This window comes from Dyella sp. 2HG41-7 (assembly GCF_021390675.1).
Taxonomy (GTDB): Bacteria; Pseudomonadota; Gammaproteobacteria; order Xanthomonadales; family Rhodanobacteraceae; genus Dyella_B.
This window is the reverse complement of record NZ_JAJEJV010000004.1, coordinates 2,113,153-2,129,086: the sequence shown is the minus strand read 5'-3', so window position 1 is coordinate 2,129,086 and position 15,934 is coordinate 2,113,153. Positions and strand designations below refer to the sequence as shown.

The window sequence follows — 15,934 nt, the reverse complement described above, 5'->3', positions numbered from 1 at the left end:
TCAAATATCCAAGTTAGGAAGGGAGCGCACGATCTTCATGGACTCCATGCTCACGGTGACCATCCTGAGGAACAGGTCCAGCGGATAGCGCGGATTGTCCATGGTCTCCTCGGCCCAGTCGTTGGCGTCATTGACGATGCCGGTGGGCTTATCGGGATCGACGCATTGCTGTTCGATCACCCATTGCAGCGCCGGCTTGCCGTTGACCACGTAGTCATAGGCTTCCGAAGGAATGCCGGTCACCGTGATCTTGGTGTTGTAGACCAAGGTGGTCAGGTCCTTCCCCTTACCCTTCTTCGGGATCTTCATTTTTTCAACGCGATAGTCCTCATCCTTCAACTTGCCGCCGACGGCCTCGATCTTCGCCGGAAAGAGTTGGACATTTTCGTAGTTCAGATGCAGCTCCGCCAAGCCGCGACCCGCCTGGACGATGAACCGGAAATCGGCGATCGCCTTGACGCAGGGCACGCGCGGCAACTCCTTGGCCAGGTTGTCCGCGAACCGTTCCTGATAGTCCGGGGCATGGAGCAGCCCGTAGACGTAATAGAAGATGTCTTCCTTGGTGATGGCCTCACCAGGATAGGCCGCCTGGAAATGGGCCAATCCTGCGTCCGTGATGGCGTCTTGTCGCACCTCCGCCGGGGCGTCTTGCCCCGCCGTGAAGAGGCCCTCCTCGCCCTCTGTCTCCTCGCTTTTCCCGTAGAGATAGAGCGGGAAGCACTGGGTTCCCCCGTCCGTCTGGAACTCGGGGATCGCATCCACCATCAAGGCAAACTGCCCCACGCCATTCCAGCGTTGCTTCACCATGATGACCTTGTTTTCGGCCTCCGCATGGGGAAACAGGCGCGGCAACTGATAGACATACTCATTGAACCTGCGGTCGAAATACAGCCAGCGCTTGGCGAAGGGTCGATACACGCTCTTCACCAAGGCCTCATCCGAAAACTCAAACCGCTTGCCCTTGATCAGCTCCTTTTTCAGGCCTCGCGTCCAACTGATCTTGGTTCGGTCCGTCTCAATCAGGTGTTCAAGACGCTCTTCGCGCTCCTTGCGACCCAGGCCCGCGCAGGCGTTCTCAAAATGAGTCACTTGTTCGTCGTAGAACTCGATGAAGCTCTGCATGTTCCGGGTCAGTGTGGCCTTGCTTGAGTTGTAGCACCACGCATCCCGGGCGGTGGTCACACCCTGGGAGAAGTTTTCAAACAGGCGATCGCCACCACCCTTCTTGTCCCCCATCGAGATGAACTGCTCGAAGCCAGCGTCCCGCTGACGGAGCCAATCGCCATGGGCGTCGGGTTGGATGGTCTGCCACTCCTGGATCCCCGCGATGCTTTGAAACCCCGCAATTCGCTCCAGCTTTTCGTCACGCGTCAGGTAATCACCAATGTCGTGATAGTGGATGGCGCCCCGCTCCGACTTGGCCGGATTCTTGACCAGCAACGAGATGGCGATGGGGGCGCGACTGCCGCCCTCAAAAATCTTTCCGCCCTCCCGGCGCGACACTTCGCCGATGGTCCGCTGGTTGCCCCGGAGATTGAAAATGTGGAGGCTCGAAAACTCTTCCGCGAGGCACCGACGCATGCCGTCTGCCGTGCCGGCCTCCAGAAATCCACCGTTGGTCACAAACCCAATGACCCCTGCATTCCCGATGCGATCACTCGCCCATCGGATCGCCCGAATGTAGCTGTCGTAAAGGTTTCTGAGGTTCGTTGCATTGGAGCGGGCCGCATAGGTCGCTTCAATGCGATGGTTCAGATACGGGTAGTCCACGTTCTGGTTGTTTTCGTTCGCGTCCTCTTGCCCAACCGCATAGGGCGGGTTGCCGAGGATGACTCGAATGTCCAGCCCCTTCTGGCGCTTTCGGCGCTTGCTGTTGTCCACCAGGATCTGATCGACCAAATCCTCCTTCTCATACATCTGGAAGGTGTCAGTCAGGCAGATTCCCTCAAAGGGCTCGTAGTGGCCGCCCACCAAGCCGTGATACACCGCCTCGATGTTGATGGCCGCGATGTAGTAGGCCAACAGCACGAGCTCATTGGCGTGGATCTCATTCTTGTATTTGTAGGGGAGTTGTTCCGGGGCGATCAGGCCACTTTGCAAGAGTCGCGTGATGAACGTTCCCGTTCCGGTGAAGGGATCGAGAATATGGACATTCTTATCGCCAAGCGACTGCCCAAATTCGGTCTGCAACAAATGCGCGACGCTGTGGATGATGAAGTCCACCACCGGCACCGGGGTGTAGACGATGCCCAGCTTGTCGCGGAGTTTCGGAAAGGCGGTGGCGAAGAATTTGTCGTAGAGCTCCACGACGATCTTCTGCTTGCCGGCCGCATTGTCGATGTCCCGAGCCCGTTCGCGCACACTCTCGTAGAAAAGTTCGAGCGTGTCGGCTTCCTTATCCAGCCGGTGCTCCTGCAGGACATCCAGCACACCCTGCATCGCCTGGCTCATCGGATTGTGTTGGGCGAAGCTGTAATCCGCGAACAACGCGTCGAAGACGGGTTTGGTGATCAGATGCTGGGCCAGCATCTCCACAATTTCGTCGTCGGTGATGTTGTCGTTGAGGTCATCCCGCAACTCAGCCGCAAATGCGTCGAAGGCCGCCCGCTCGTTGGCGTGATTCGGATCTTCAATGATCGCGTGGATGCGATCGATGTGCGTGCGTGCAATTTTGGCAATGTCCTTGGCCCACTCTTCCCAGTGGCGCCGATTGCCGCACTTCTTCACCACCTTGGCGTAGATAGCTTTCTCGATTTCCCCGATCTCAAATGCCAACTGGCCCTGATCGGGCTTCTCACCATGATTGCGTTGCGGGGCGCCAATTCCGAACTGGCCCCGCCCGGCAGCCTGGTTCGATTTTCCCGCTTTGGCATGCGCGGGTTTGCGCTGCACCTTGTCGCTGATGGCGATGACCTCCATCTTCTTCGTGTCTTGGCCAATCAGGTCCAGCTTGTTGACCATGGCGTCGAAGCGGTCATCGTGCGATCGCAGGGCTTGCAAGACTTGCCACACGACGGCATAGGTCTTGTTGTCGTTCAGGGCCTCGTGCGGTTCCACCCCAGCCGGAATCACCACAGGCAGGATGACGTAGCCACGCTTTTTGCCCGGGGCTTTGCGCATCACGCGCCCCACGGACTGGACCACATCCACCTGCGAATTGCGGGGGGTCAGGAACAGCACCGCATCCAGGGCGGGCACGTCCACGCCCTCGGAGAGACAGCGGACGTTGGAGAGCACGCGACAGGTGCCCTCGGGCACTTGGGCCTTGAGCCAGTCGAGTTTCTCCTCCTTGGTGCCCGCATTCATGCCCCCATCCACATGCCGGGCCTCACAGGACAGGCGTGAAGCGGGCTCAATGTCCTCGGCTTCCTGGTAGGCGTCCACCACCGCCTTGAACATGTCCGCGATGTTCTTGGAGCTGACCTTGTGGGCTTTGGCCCCCTTGGCGATTTCAATCACTTGGCAGAAAGCGACCGCACGCTGCATGGGGGCGTCATCGCCCAAAAGGTCTTCGGTCAAGCCCTGCTTGGCCAGGGCTTTCCAGCAACCGATGATCTTGGCGGCGTCATCCACCTTGATGTGGTTGTCGTCGCCGGCAAGCAAGGATTGCAGGCGACGGTTGACGTGGCTTTCTTCCACGGCCAGCACCAGGACCTTGTAGTCCACCAACAACTCGCGTTTCACCGCTTCGGAAAAGGTGATCAGGTAAAGCTGCTTGCCATACAGCGTCTCGTCGTCCATCGAGCACAGGGCCACATGGTCCCGCTCGGCGGTGGCTTTGGCGCTGTCCGCGTAAATACGCGGGGTGGCGGTCATGTAGAGGCGTCGCTCGCTCTTGATGAAGGCCGCATCGTGCACCTTCACAAAATGACTTTCATTGTCGTCATCGGCGAAGGTGAAGCCTGTGGTGCGGTGCGCCTCGTCGCAAATGATCAGGTCGAAGTCCGCCATCCCGAAGTTCGCTTGCGCGTCGTGGATGACGTCGATGGAGTGGTAGGTGCTGAACACCACGCTCATGTGCTCGTTGTCATGTCGAGCCTTCATGGCCTGAGCCAAGCGCCGGGCATCCGTGGTGGCCGGGTAGCGCAGTTCGTGGACGAAGGTTTGGACCTCGTCGTCTTCCTTGCGGCGCTTTTTCTTCCCCACATCGCTGTCGGAGCACACCGCGAAACTGTGAAGGGGTGTTTCGCTCTCCTGAGTCCATTCCGTGAGGGTCTGGGACAACAGGGACAAGCTGGGGACCAGGAACAGGACGCGTTTGCCCCGCCCGGCCATGCGCTCGGCAATTTTCAGGCTCGTGAAGGTCTTGCCCGTGCCACAGGCCATGATCATCTTGCCGCGATCCGCGGTGGCCAGGCCCTGCATCACCGCACGCACCGCACTGTCCTGGTGATCGAGCAGACGCTTCTTGGGTTTCAGTTCGACCTTGTGGAGGGCTTTGAATCGTGCCCAGTCGATCTGGCTGTTTTCGAGCGCGAACAGGTCAATCTTGCTGACGGGCGGCTGCTTATCGACCAAGGCGTCTTCGGCGTGGTCAGACCAGTTGTTGGTGGTGCTGACAATGATTCGATGGGCAAAGGTCTTTTTGCTCGATGCATTGAAAAAGCTGTCGATGTCCGACTTCTGGACCTTGTAGTCCTCTGCGTAGAACTTGCACTGGATGGCGTGGAACTCGCCGGTTCCCCGAGTCCTGGCCACCAGGTCAATGCCGGTGTCCCGCGCGTCCATGCCCTGTTCCCTCGCCCACTCCGCATAGGTCCACACCTGCTCATAGAGGTCTTGGTAGGTGGCCTCATGGCGCAGGTAAGCGCAGATCAGTTCCTCGAAGTAGGTGCCCTTTTCCCGCTCGGTGACGGCGGCATGTCGGTAGGTGTCGAGCAAGTCATGCAGGGCGCTCATCGGAACATCATTCTCCATCAAAGACTTAGGCCGCCCTCTTGGCAGCCTGTCCCCTTCATTTTGGCATGCTTGAGGAGCGGCTCAACCCACGCCGATCCAGGATCAACGCCCCGGTGATCGCCATGAGCACGCCCAAGGGGGCGGCAGCGATGGGAATGTCCCGCTGTGGCGCCAGGACCAGGGTCAACCCCAAGACCAGGAGAGATCCGGCCACCCGCAGACGATGACGGGTTTGTTGGAGTGTTGGGGGTGTCCGCAGGTCGCGCCAGAGGACACACCCGATGACGCCGGCCAACAGCCCGGGCCAAAAGCCCAGGGCGTTCTGCGGGGCCGTGATCATCAGTCCGATCAACAGGGAGTAGGCCGTCAGGACAACAAGCAAGGATTGGATCCGGCGATCGAGGGTGAGCATCAGAAGATCCGAGCAGGGCGATCCCCAGACCCTAGGCCAGCTTCGCCCGTTCGCAAGGCATCAGCCGTCGATGCCCAGGTCCTTGGACTGCTCAGTGCAAAACCGCACGGCGCACGCGATGCACCCGCACTCGCCCTGGCAGGGGTTCCGGCACGCGTCGTTACATCGGCACGCCACGGGGCCCACCTCCTTTGCCTCCCGAAAAATCCCGTCCGGCGGATAGCGTCGGCGCCCTTGCTCGCTTGGCTGCATGTCATCTCCTGCTGACCCGGCGAGCATAAACCCGATGATCAGGTGGGGGACAGGCTTGAATCCGACCGGGAGCGGGCGCAAGAATGAGGGGCCGGGAAGTCCTTGGCGTCCGCAGTGGGGCCCCGCTGCATCACGGATGACCGACGCCCGACCGCCACCTCACTCACCCCGAGGTGGCGTTTTCTTGGGGGCCTTCTTGGCCACCTTCTTGGCCACCTTCTTGGCCAGCGGGGGTGGCATCACTTCCAGGGCCTCGTCCAGGCGCCGGGCAAATTCTGTGAAGCTGGATCCGCAGGCTTGGGCGAAGGCTCGGAGCTGCAATGCGTCCAGCCGGCGCCCCGCCAGTTCCACGTCACTCACATAGGTCTGGGGCCGATTGAGGCGCTCCCCCAGCTCCTTCTGACTGAGCTTGGCCCGCGTGCGCAAAGCACGCAGCAGCCGGCACACGACCTCGTATTCGCGCTGATCAATCGACTTCGTGCTGTTGGCTGGGTTGGCCATGACCGCCCTTCTTCTGCGGTCTCACACAATATGCGCGCCACTCCATGACCTGATGCTCAGGTGGATACGCCGTCCAAAGGCCGTTTTCAAGCCACATCGACACCTGATGTTCAGGTATTCTGGCCAGAACGGGCGCAAGATGAGCCCCAGGCCACGGTTTTGGCCGCCCCAGCGTGCGCTGCCGGTGGGGCTGGTGACGGAGCAGCGCATCCGAAACAGGGGTCCACCATGAAGACCATCCTCACCCTCGCCGCCCTGGCGCTCTCCTTCGTCGCGTCGTCCGCCCTCGCTTCCCCCGACGCCGCCCACCTCCCCGTGACTCACTTGGCCACGCTCGTCAGCCAGCCCGGTGAGAGCGAACACGCGTTCCTCCTGCGCATCGCGCCCCAGCTCCGCGACTACGCGACCCACACCGGCTACCAAGCGTGCGGTCTGATCGGCACCGACGGCCAGGGCCGCTACGGCATCGAGCTGGGTTCCAACCGGTCGCACCTGGGCTGCATCGCCCACGCGTTGCCCGAGGGCATGACGGCGACCGGTGAGAGCATCCACGGCCCCGGCAAAAAGGGTGGCTTCACGATGAGCAACACGGACAAGGTGATTTTTGCCGCGATGGACGATCCGCACGATGAAGTGGATGGCCTCACCCCGGACAGCGGCATCTTGGTGACGATGCACGGCCAGGATCCCAACGTGTTTTCTGACACGGACTTTGCAGCGCCCAGCTATCTCGTCACCCCAACAGCTCTGCTCTATCAGCACGGCCGGAGCCATGTGCAGGCGATCGAGGCCGAACCCAACGCGTTGGCCGCCACGCCCTAAACCCAAGGGGGAAATGAAGATGTCCACTGCGTCGCGCATAGACGAAGAAACAGTTGATCAAGTTAATCGGCATTCGAGCCGCATGACCCGGCTTCAAGTTGACCTCATGCACCAGCGCCAACGGTCCCAAGAGGCGACGCAGGGCGCCCGTCGCCGCGCGGTTCAGCGCGAGAACGATGACTTAGAGGACGAATGCGTTCAATTGCGGGCCGCGCTATCCGAGGCCGAAGAGCTGATCCATTTCTGGGCCAACGGTAGCGAAGCGTTCCGGCGCACCATGCAGCACCTGCGCCAGCACTGGACGCCGCCGGCAGGGGCCGCAACCGACCTGAGCACGCTGGTGAACACCCACCATGCCGAAGCACAACAGGATCCGGCGTGGATCGAGAAGCGGGACGCGACGACGAAACACCAGCGCGAGCGGATCCGCGCCCGCCAATCCTCCGGACGAACCAAGTTCTGACCACCGCATGACCGTGCACGCATTTGGGCCGCCTCAGGGCGGCCCTTTTTTTGGCCTTCGATCCACGCAGAGGTCGTTTGACCTCTTTTTTCGCGTCAGGGGCTTGCCAAGCAGCGATTTTTTGGGAAAACCTGGTAGAGGGCCTCCCGCTCTCGTCCCCTTTCCCCAATCGAGAGCCCCGCCCCATGAACCTTCGACGTTTTCTGCCTGCGCTGCTGGTGCTGGTCGCCTTGGCCACACCTGCCCTACACGCGCAAACCACCGCTGCACCGCAAACCACCCTGTGCTCCGGGTATTTCTGCGCCAACGGATCCGGTGTGGGCGACACGCCCACCGTGTCCGGGTTTTGGTCGCTTGCTGCCGGTTCCGGTGCCCAGACCACATCGAGCCAAGCCATCGCGCTCGGCAACAGTGCCCAAGCAGGCAACGGACAGATCGTGGATTCCAATGGCCAGCCCATCGGTGGCCAAGTCGCCATTGGCTCACTGTCGCAGGCCATCCAGCAGGGGGCTGCCGCTGTGGGATGGGGCGCGCAAGCGCAGAACGTTCAGTCCTCGGCCTTCGGCACCGGCAGTTCCGTCACGGCGGACTACGGTTCGGCCTTTGGTGCCGGCGCGACTGTCACCGGCGCTTACGGGTCAGCCTTCGGCATCGGTGCACGTGCCATGGGTCAGTATTCGCTTGCTGGCGGCAACAACGCCCAAGCCCAAGCCCAGTATTCCATCAGTCTCGGCACGGGTTCCTACGTGCTTTCGAGCGCCACGGGCAGCGCGGCCTTGGGTTTCGCTGCGTCAGCCCAGGCCGCTGATTGCACTGCAATCGGCAACGGTGCCACCTGCACCCAATCGGCCACGGTGAGCTTCGGCAGCCCGGGTTACGACTACACGCTGCAACACGTGGCGCCCGGTGTGCTGAGCAACGACGCTGTGAACGTGGGCCAGCTCAACACGGGGCTGAGCTACTTCGGCGCCGGTGCAGGCCTCAACAACGGCGTGTTCACTGCGCCGAACTACGTGCTTTCGGGCGGCACGTTCAACAACGTGGGCAGCGCCCTGCTCTACCTGGACAGCAAGCCCTCGGGCACGGGCAGCCAGGGTCCGGCCGGTCCTCAGGGGCCAGCCGGTCCAGCCGGTTCTGGTGCGAACGTGGTGGCCGGCACCAACATCGTGGTGAGCCAGAACGCGAACGGCGACCAGGTGGTGTCCACCAGCGCAACGCCGACGTTTTCCACCGTCACCGCTTCCAACGGTGGATCCAGCACTGTGGTCTCCGGCGAGGGTGTGGTGATCACACCTGCGACCTCCAACGCAGTGACGCTGAGTGGTGCAGGGCTGGACAACGGCGGTAACGTGATCAACGGCGTGGCCCCCGGTGCCATTGCACCTGGATCGTCGCAGGCCATCAATGGTGGGCAGCTCTACGCAGCGCAACAGTCCGACCGGAACTGGGCCAAGGCTTACACCGACCAGGCGATCCAGGGCTTGAACGATCGCATCGCGCGCGTGGGTGCCACGTCCGCCGCTTCGGCTGCCTTGGCCTCAAACTACCGCGACACCCCCAACAGCTTTGCAGCAGGGCTGGGCTTCCAAGGTGGCCACAACGCGATCGCCGTTGGCTACCGGCATGTGAGCGAGTCGCAGCGGGTGTCCTGGTCCATCCAGGGTGCCATTTCCGGCAGCGAACGCAGCATCGGGGTGGGCATCGGCTACGGCTGGTGAGCCCTTCGCCTTGAAACAGAGGGCCGCTCTTCGGGGCGGCCTTCTTCGTTTCAGCCCTTCTGTGACCCATCGATCTCTCTTTTCGGTTGGGCTCTTGCCAACCGGCGATTTTCTGCAAAAACATTTCGGAGGGCCCAGGAAAACGCGCGCTCTCGTCCCCGCCCCCATCCGAGAGAGCCCCGCCCATGAAATCTCTGCTTTCCGCTGCGCTGCTGTTGGCCCTGGCTACCCCTGCGGTGGCAGGCCAGAACATCAGCGCGAACGTCTACGACTCGCGTGCAGCGCTCAGTGCACAGAGCGCTGAGCTGGCCACGGTGGTGGCTGTGCGAGACGTGCAAATCAAAAACACCGGCAGCAACCCGGGCACGTATATCGGTGCCACCGTGGGCGCTGCAGGTGGCTACGCTTTGTCCCGCGGCTCCAGCTCGTTCACCGCTCACATGTTGGGCGGTGTCCTTGGCGGGGCAATGGGGGGAGCCGCGGGACAAACCATCGGAAACATGTCCGGCCCCCACCACGCGCTCCAAATTTTCGTTCAGCGCTATCAGATGAACGGGCGTCCTTATCCGCAATTGACCAGTGTGGTTGAGGCGGACGATCAGGGCTCGTTCCGTCCAGGTGATCGTGTGTTGCTCGTGCGCGGCCGCAATGGTCTTTCGATCGTTCGCGCCGACGTGCAACTCGAAGCCCAGCCCGCGCAGACGGATGTGCGTGGGCCGGGTTCGTATGGTGTAGGGGTGCTGCCATGAAGCGCTTGATCCTTGCCGCGCTGGTGATGGCCAGCGCTCCCGCCTTCGCCGATGAAACCTCGCGCGCTGCCCAGGTCACCGTGTCGGTGGCTGAGCAGATCCGTGTCGGACACCCGAGCGGCGATTACGCCGACCTGGGGTCTGGGCGCCAAACGGTGGCGTTGCCGTGGGGCACGTTGCTGGCCTTTGCCGGCACCTACCCCGACACGCGCACCACCCGCAATTTCGGCCTGCACATCGATGGCCTGTCCAGTGGTGACTGCATGGCCTACGTGCGCGCGATTGCGCCTGCCTTCCAGGACGTGTGGATCGCCGATGCCTCCCCTAGCGCGGTCGGCGGATCCGTTTACCGCTCTGGCCATCTCGACCTCGCCGCGCTCGATCGCGCCTGCCATGCCCACGATCAGGTGGGGATGGACCTCATCACTCACTGACCCGGACCCCGCCATGTCTGCCCTTGCCCTCTCTCCTGCTGTGACTTTTCCACCTCTGCTCAAACGCCGCATGCGTGCCTTCGGGTTGCTCGAAGTGATCCTGGTGTTTGCCATCGTGATCGGCGCCGCCGCCGTGGTGTTCACTGTGTTCACGGGCGCCAACGGTTCGGCCAATGCCGACCGCGTGGTGGCCCAGACGGACCTCATCGCAGCGAATATCCGCACGAGCCCGTGGGGCATGAGTCATGACTACTCCACATTGCCCACCAACGGCCAATACATCCCCGGCATTTTTCCGACGGATTGGAACCAGAGCGGCCAGGCGATTGATCCGTCCACGGGACAGCCTGCCCTGATCGGTCCGGGTTTCAACAATCAGCAGTTCAACATCACCATGAATTACGAGCCGTCGGACGGCGCGGCGTGCACAAAAATGCTGAGCGCGTTTGCCGCCGAGGGCTACGACGACATCTGGGCCGCTGGCCCGGGTCCGACGGACACCGGCGCATCGGTGTGCGCCACGACCAATCCCTGCAAAGTGGACATGACGAAAGTGACGGCCTGGTGCTCGGGCACCTTGTTCACCGATGGCCCGTCGTTCGGCTTCTCTGTCTTCGCGCACTGAGGGCCGCCATGACCACGCTTGCTCTCCCCCTCTCCTTCCCCTTGCGCCCGCTGACGAAGACACGGCGCCGCGCCTTCGGGTTGCTCGAAGTCATCCTGGTGTTCGCCATCGTCATCGGTGCTGCGGCCGTGGTGTTCACGGTGTTTCAGTCCGCGCAGCATCGCTCAGACGTAGAACATGACCGCACGTTGGTTCGCACGCTCGGGGCCAACATTGGCACCTTGTTCCATTCGCCGTGGGACAGCTCCTCCGGTCCCGGCGTGATGATGGCTTACATCACCGCGCCGACCGTGGTGGGTGGTCCGTCGTGCACCGGTCCAGATCTCGATGGCTCGCCCAGTGAAGGCCAGGGCTGCTATTCCGCGCTGACCGGCATGTCCATCCATGTGGGTGAGCTCGACCAGGGCACCACGGGCACGGCTTATGACGTGCAGATCCAGGGGGTGCAGTCGCCTGCCGATTGCGCCGATTTTCTCACTGGCGGCCCAGGGGCCTTTGGTGCCGTTGGTGTCTCATCCGATCAAGACCCGCTCGGCGTGTGGGCCAACCCCATTAATCAGGGGGACGTGCTGACCTGGTGCGAAGCGCACACGGGCGGCAACGGCGTCATCCAACTGTGGTGGGGCCACCCGTGATCACTTATGCCCTGCCCCTTCCACACTCACCCTCCCGGTCCGGGAGCCTGGGCGGATTTGTTGTCCGGAAGGGGCGGGGCACCTTCTCTCCTGGTTTCCTGCTCATGGACGCGATGCTCTGGCTCGCGCTCGGTGTGGCGGTCGCCACCGTCGCCCTCGTGCTTTTCATCACAACGTGGGGTGGCAGTGAAACGGCGCAAGCGCAAGCCTGGGTGCAAGACACCGCACAACGCACCGCTGCCGCTTACATGTCACGCCCGGACTATTCGCTGCTCACGCAAGCCAGTGCACAACAAGATGGTCTCTTTCCCCCTGCCGCATTCACCGGTGGCCAGCTCGTCAATCCTTGGGGTGGTGATTTTGCGATCACAGGGGTCGATACACCTCTGAAATCCATGGGCGCGTTGGTCATCACGATGGACCAAGTGCCGGCGGGTGATTGCGTGAAGTTGGCCGGCAGTCTTGTCACCAGCGCGGATTCGATTACGGTCGATGGAACCCCTGTTTCAACGGGGCACACACGACCCGATCCGCAAACCACGAGCATCGCGTGCGAAACGGAGGGGCGGCTCCAATTCACCTACATCAAGCGCTGATCCATGCGGCAATTCCGACACACTCAACTCGCGTTTTCTCTGCTTGAAGCGATGATCGCGGCCGGCTTGATCGCAGGTGTGGCGGGGGTGACGTATGCCATTTTCAGCCCCACATGGAGTGGCGGCGAAGTCACCGGTGAGGTGTCGCGCCTGGATCAACTCCGGCGCTCCGTGCCAGGTCTGTATGCCAGTGCACCAGACTTTCAGGGCATCGGCACGGATGCCACGCTTGCGCATCTGGCCACGCCCTCGCCTTGGGGGAGTTTCTCGCTTCAACCGGCGCAAGTGAATGCCCCCAATGATGGTTGGCTGGCCGCGTATGCAGGCGTGCCCACCAAGGAATGCGAGGGATTGGTCAACGCCGAGATGGGCCGCGAATGGACGTCCATTCAAGTGGATGGCACCGCCCTCAATGACGCGCCACAGGGATTGACGCTTTGCCAGACCTCGAACGCCCACGCCATGACGTTCACGATGTGGGGTGGCTTCCGCGGCGGTGCAGGCGTGGGGCAATTGCTGCCGCCGGGTTCCGGTCAGCCGCGCAACCCGCCGCCGGGGATGCCCACGCCCCCGCTTCCGCCACCCCCGCCCTGGACACCGGCGCCACCGCCTTCCACCGTGCCCTCGGGTGGGCCCACGCCCGCACCAGGTCCTAGTCCCGCACCAGGTCCTGCTCCACCGCCGGTGTATCCACCGGTGCCGCCTCCGCCCGGGTATCCGCCCGTGTGCGTGCCGGCATCGCCTCAAACCCAGGCGATCGCGTGCCCGGCGGGCCAGATCCAATCGGTGTCGCCGTATGGTGTTGATGGCATCAGCCAAGCGCGCTCCGCTTCGTGCACTTACAAATATGGGATCTCGGTCTACGGACCATGGTTGACCACTGGCAACACGTGCGCGCCGAAGTGCGTGGCGCCGCCGACGGGCACCGGCACGCAGACCGGATCGTGTCCGGCAGGCCAGGTGATTGCCTCGGGTGCGACGACGTTTCCGCAGACGCAAGCCATCACTTTCGCGTGCCCCGCACCGACGGGGGCTTACACCACGGCCTACGGCGCCTGGTCACCGGCAGTGGCCAGTGTTTGTGCGCCGAAGTGCGTGGCGCCCGGTCCTGGCTCTCAATCGCAGAGTGCCGGGTGCCCAGCCGGGCAGGTCACCAGCTCGGGTGCCACGAGCTTCACGCAAACGCGATCGGTCACCTATGCGTGCCCGGCGCCACAGGGGAGCTACACCACCGCTTACGGTGCCTGGGCGCCGCCAGCATCGAGCGTGTGCGCGCCGAAGTGCGTGGCCCCAGGCCCGAGTTCGTGGCTGGAATACCGGTGGGATCCCACGACACGCTATGGCACGTGCCCTGCCGGTCAGTCTGGGACGATCAGCTACACCGAACAGCAAGTGCGAACGGACACGACCACCTACGCGTGTCCCGCACCGCAGGGGGGTTACACCAGTTCCACCAGCTACGGCGGATGGAGCGACACGGGCGCGACCACCAACAACGTCAACACCTGCACGCCGAACGCGCCGCCCACCGCATCGGGGAACGGTTGCACGGCCACGGGCATTCCGGGCTCAGGGGTCACGTCCACACCTTGGAGTTTGACGTGGCCCCAGGCAACGACTGTCCAAAAATCCTGCACGTGCTCCGTGACGCTCACGAACAATGGGGTTTCCCAGGGTGTGAGCCTGACCGCTTCGGCTTTCAGCTCCGGCGGAGGTGGCTACTACGGCTACAGCTCTGGAACCTATTCCGTCGGCGGTGGGACCTTCACGGTGGGCGTCATGATCAACGCGAGCAGCTCGCAAACGAGCAGCGGAACGAAATGGGCGAGCACGTGCCAGATTTCCGTGGCGTTGCCCAACGGCGGGGCGGAGCCATGAACGCTGGGGAACCGGATCAGTGATCAATCGACACCTGCCCCCGGATCGATGGTAAGACAAACCTGGTCGCGGGTGAGGTCAGACTCATCGAGCAAGAGCCACGGCGAGGGGTTGAGGGGCTTGATCATGACGTGCTCCGGTTCTCTTCACGCAGTTGTCTGGCTTCCCTACGTGCACATTTCTCCCTATCACGGGTCGCATCCAACGTCCGCTTGAATTCCTTTCTGGCGCCGTTGTGCTTCCTCCGGTCATCACTTTGAATGATGTAGTGCATGTCAATCGCTGAAATGGTGATTTCGCTTGGATCCATGCTTGTGAGGTGCCAAAAACCGCACTTCGGACACAAGTAGACATGGCTCTCATAGTCCTTCCTGCGCCGTTTGATGGCTTCCCCGCGACTGCTGCGTTCACTCCGGACCTCGATGAGCTTCAACTGGGCAGCATCACGCGTTGCGTGCTTCACTTTCATGCAGGGTCTGGCCCAGGTTTGGAGTTTGCTTTTGAGTGACATCCGTTCAACTCCACCGGCGCCAACGATAGGAAAACGGGGTTGGCCGCCACAGCGTGAATGCAAGGCAGTAGAACAGCGATAGGCTCGCAACTCCTGTCGGCCACCATCCTGGTGTGCTTCCCAAAGCCTTATCGAAATGACCGATGGTGGGGAACAAAAACATCCAGCCATAGGCGACGTAAACCATCGCCTTGTCGAGTTTCACATTCTTGTTCATGCGTAATCTCCCGGGTTCCAGTTGCGTGTGCGGCGCCACCCATCGACGCCGATGAGCGCGGCGACGATGCCGCCGGCCATCGCCCACGTGTGCACGGTGGGATCGTTGATGAGTGGAATGAGGTAAGCGACGGCGAGTGCGGTGAGGCCGCCTGTGAGCATCAGGGGGACGGGGCGCATCAGTGACGCTCCTTGGCTTCCAAGGCTCGCACCCGTTCCCGGGTGTCATAGACCAGCGCTTGAAGTTCGACAATGTCGACACTGTGCCGATCCACGATCTTGTCCTGTTCGTCCGTGCGCAGGTGATCCTTTGCTTCAAGCACCGTGACTCGGTCCCGGAGGGGCTGCTGTTTGTTCGTCGGCTCTGCCGACAACAATGCGATCATCGTGGCAACGGATGCACCGAGAAGGATCCCGTAGAGCCATCCCTTGATGAAGTTAGAAAATTCAGCCTGTGTCATCACACCATCCCCTTCTCGCGCAGGATGCGCAGGGCATCCCGGCAGACCGATGAGTTCATCGCGCGCACCACGTCTTCACGCGTGAGCGACTTGGCACCCGGCCGTCCGAAAATCACCACATCTTTGTTGGGCTGGCGCGCCAGGTATTCCCGAGTGGCGGGCGAGGCCTTTTGCCCGCTGGCCACCAGGTGCTGGATGAAAGTCTTTTGCTGTTCGGGATCCGCCGAAGCCATGGCGATGCTGACGGGCATAGGGGCTTGGATCGTCCGATCGGGTGCGGCAGCTTTCGACTTGAAGGAGGTCATAAACTCTTCAAAGCCGACAACGAGGCGGGCGACAAAGCTGGCTTCCTGTTCGCTGCGGGGCTCCTTAACCAAGCGCCTCTCCCGGCGCTTGGCCAGCAATTGATCCAGCTCAACACCTGCATCGATGCTGGGCTCAGCGTGCGGCCCGGCAAAGGCTTCCATCGTGGTTGGGAATTTTGCGCATGGCCGATCACCCGGCATCCCAATCCCGCCATTTTCGGGAATGATGTATCCCCATGGGTATTCGTTTCGGGTGTCCCACCAGCCCTGCTTAAACCACTTGTGGGTCAGACCCTCAATGCGGTTGAAGTCGATATCCAGATGCAGGCCCATGTCGCACACGTGTAGGTCCGCGAGGGCTGTGCGTTCGTCCGCATTCGTCGGCGAGCCCCTCACGCGTCGTTCGCGTTCAAGCAGCATGGCAAACAGGTTGAGTTCGTCTTGTTTCTTCATGACG

The 15,934-nt window shown here is 62.0% G+C and carries 16 protein-coding genes; 9 read left to right on the top strand and 7 right to left on the bottom strand.

All coding sequences use genetic code 11. The annotated features are described in order from the left end of the window. From L0U79_RS10895 to L0U79_RS10885, 3 genes are all read right to left on the bottom strand, one after another. Nucleotides 1–4,899 carry a type ISP restriction/modification enzyme gene (locus tag L0U79_RS10895; protein WP_233842302.1) on the bottom strand — a complete coding sequence of 1,633 codons (4,899 nt, stop codon included), beginning with the start codon at nucleotides 4,897–4,899 and terminating at the stop codon, nucleotides 1–3. Between the two features lie 55 nt (nucleotides 4,900–4,954). Next, nucleotides 4,955–5,311 carry a hypothetical protein gene (locus tag L0U79_RS10890; RefSeq protein WP_233842301.1) on the bottom strand — a complete coding sequence of 119 codons (357 nt, stop codon included), beginning with the start codon at nucleotides 5,309–5,311 and terminating at the stop codon, nucleotides 4,955–4,957. Between the two features lie 411 nt (nucleotides 5,312–5,722). Continuing rightward, nucleotides 5,723–6,064 (bottom strand): helix-turn-helix transcriptional regulator, encoded by a 342-nt coding sequence (locus L0U79_RS10885; RefSeq protein WP_233842300.1) that lies wholly within the window; start codon nucleotides 6,062–6,064, stop codon nucleotides 5,723–5,725. A 228-nt stretch (nucleotides 6,065–6,292) separates the two neighbouring features. Here L0U79_RS10885 and L0U79_RS10880 point away from each other — a divergent pair, with 228 nt between their 5' ends. The 9 genes from L0U79_RS10880 (at nucleotide 6,293) to L0U79_RS10840 (ending at nucleotide 13,984) form a co-directional block, all read left to right on the top strand. Continuing rightward, the gene (locus L0U79_RS10880) at nucleotides 6,293–6,886 is read left to right on the top strand and encodes a hypothetical protein (RefSeq protein ID WP_233842299.1); all 594 of its coding nucleotides are present in this window, start codon (nucleotides 6,293–6,295) and stop codon (nucleotides 6,884–6,886) included. Between the two features lie 13 nt (nucleotides 6,887–6,899). Further along, on the top strand, nucleotides 6,900–7,349 hold the full coding sequence (locus tag L0U79_RS10875; RefSeq protein ID WP_233842298.1) for a hypothetical protein: 450 nt from the start codon (nucleotides 6,900–6,902) through the stop codon (nucleotides 7,347–7,349). 185 nt (nucleotides 7,350–7,534) lie between these two features. Further along, complete coding sequence (locus L0U79_RS10870; protein WP_233842297.1) at nucleotides 7,535–9,067, top strand: YadA-like family protein; 1,533 nt, start codon at nucleotides 7,535–7,537, stop codon at nucleotides 9,065–9,067. A 185-nt stretch (nucleotides 9,068–9,252) separates the two neighbouring features. Next, nucleotides 9,253–9,816 (top strand): hypothetical protein, encoded by a 564-nt coding sequence (locus tag L0U79_RS10865; protein ID WP_233842296.1) that lies wholly within the window; start codon nucleotides 9,253–9,255, stop codon nucleotides 9,814–9,816. Next, nucleotides 9,813–10,250: a hypothetical protein gene (locus tag L0U79_RS10860; protein ID WP_233842295.1), complete on the top strand. Its 438-nt coding sequence runs from the start codon at nucleotides 9,813–9,815 to the stop codon at nucleotides 10,248–10,250. Before L0U79_RS10865 ends, L0U79_RS10860 begins: the two co-directional genes overlap by 4 nt. A gap of 13 nt (nucleotides 10,251–10,263) precedes the next feature. Continuing rightward, complete coding sequence (locus L0U79_RS10855; protein WP_233842294.1) at nucleotides 10,264–10,875, top strand: type II secretion system protein; 612 nt, start codon at nucleotides 10,264–10,266, stop codon at nucleotides 10,873–10,875. 8 nt (nucleotides 10,876–10,883) lie between these two features. Continuing rightward, on the top strand, nucleotides 10,884–11,510 hold the full coding sequence (locus L0U79_RS10850; RefSeq protein ID WP_233842293.1) for a type II secretion system protein: 627 nt from the start codon (nucleotides 10,884–10,886) through the stop codon (nucleotides 11,508–11,510). A gap of 104 nt (nucleotides 11,511–11,614) precedes the next feature. Then, on the top strand, nucleotides 11,615–12,106 hold the full coding sequence (locus tag L0U79_RS10845) for a type 4 pilus major pilin (protein WP_233842292.1): 492 nt from the start codon (nucleotides 11,615–11,617) through the stop codon (nucleotides 12,104–12,106). A 3-nt stretch (nucleotides 12,107–12,109) separates the two neighbouring features. Further along, nucleotides 12,110–13,984 (top strand): hypothetical protein, encoded by a 1,875-nt coding sequence (locus L0U79_RS10840; protein ID WP_233842291.1) that lies wholly within the window; start codon nucleotides 12,110–12,112, stop codon nucleotides 13,982–13,984. Between the two features lie 515 nt (nucleotides 13,985–14,499). Here the strand turns inward: L0U79_RS10840 and L0U79_RS10835 are convergent. Genes L0U79_RS10835 through L0U79_RS10820 form a run of 4 tightly spaced genes read right to left on the bottom strand, consistent with a single transcriptional unit; the run spans nucleotide 14,500 to nucleotide 15,930 of the window. Continuing rightward, nucleotides 14,500–14,712 carry a hypothetical protein gene (locus L0U79_RS10835; RefSeq protein ID WP_233842290.1) on the bottom strand — a complete coding sequence of 71 codons (213 nt, stop codon included), beginning with the start codon at nucleotides 14,710–14,712 and terminating at the stop codon, nucleotides 14,500–14,502. After that, the gene (locus L0U79_RS10830) at nucleotides 14,709–14,891 is read right to left on the bottom strand and encodes a hypothetical protein (protein WP_233842289.1); all 183 of its coding nucleotides are present in this window, start codon (nucleotides 14,889–14,891) and stop codon (nucleotides 14,709–14,711) included. The genes L0U79_RS10835 and L0U79_RS10830 overlap by 4 nt, the downstream gene beginning before the upstream one ends. Continuing rightward, the gene (locus L0U79_RS10825; protein ID WP_233842288.1) at nucleotides 14,891–15,172 is read right to left on the bottom strand and encodes a hypothetical protein; all 282 of its coding nucleotides are present in this window, start codon (nucleotides 15,170–15,172) and stop codon (nucleotides 14,891–14,893) included. The genes L0U79_RS10830 and L0U79_RS10825 overlap by 1 nt, the downstream gene beginning before the upstream one ends. Next, entirely contained in the window at nucleotides 15,172–15,930 is a 759-nt protein-coding gene (locus L0U79_RS10820) for a hypothetical protein (protein WP_233842287.1), read from the bottom strand. Before L0U79_RS10820 ends, L0U79_RS10825 begins: the two co-directional genes overlap by 1 nt. Nucleotides 15,931–15,934: the final 4 nt, after the last annotated feature.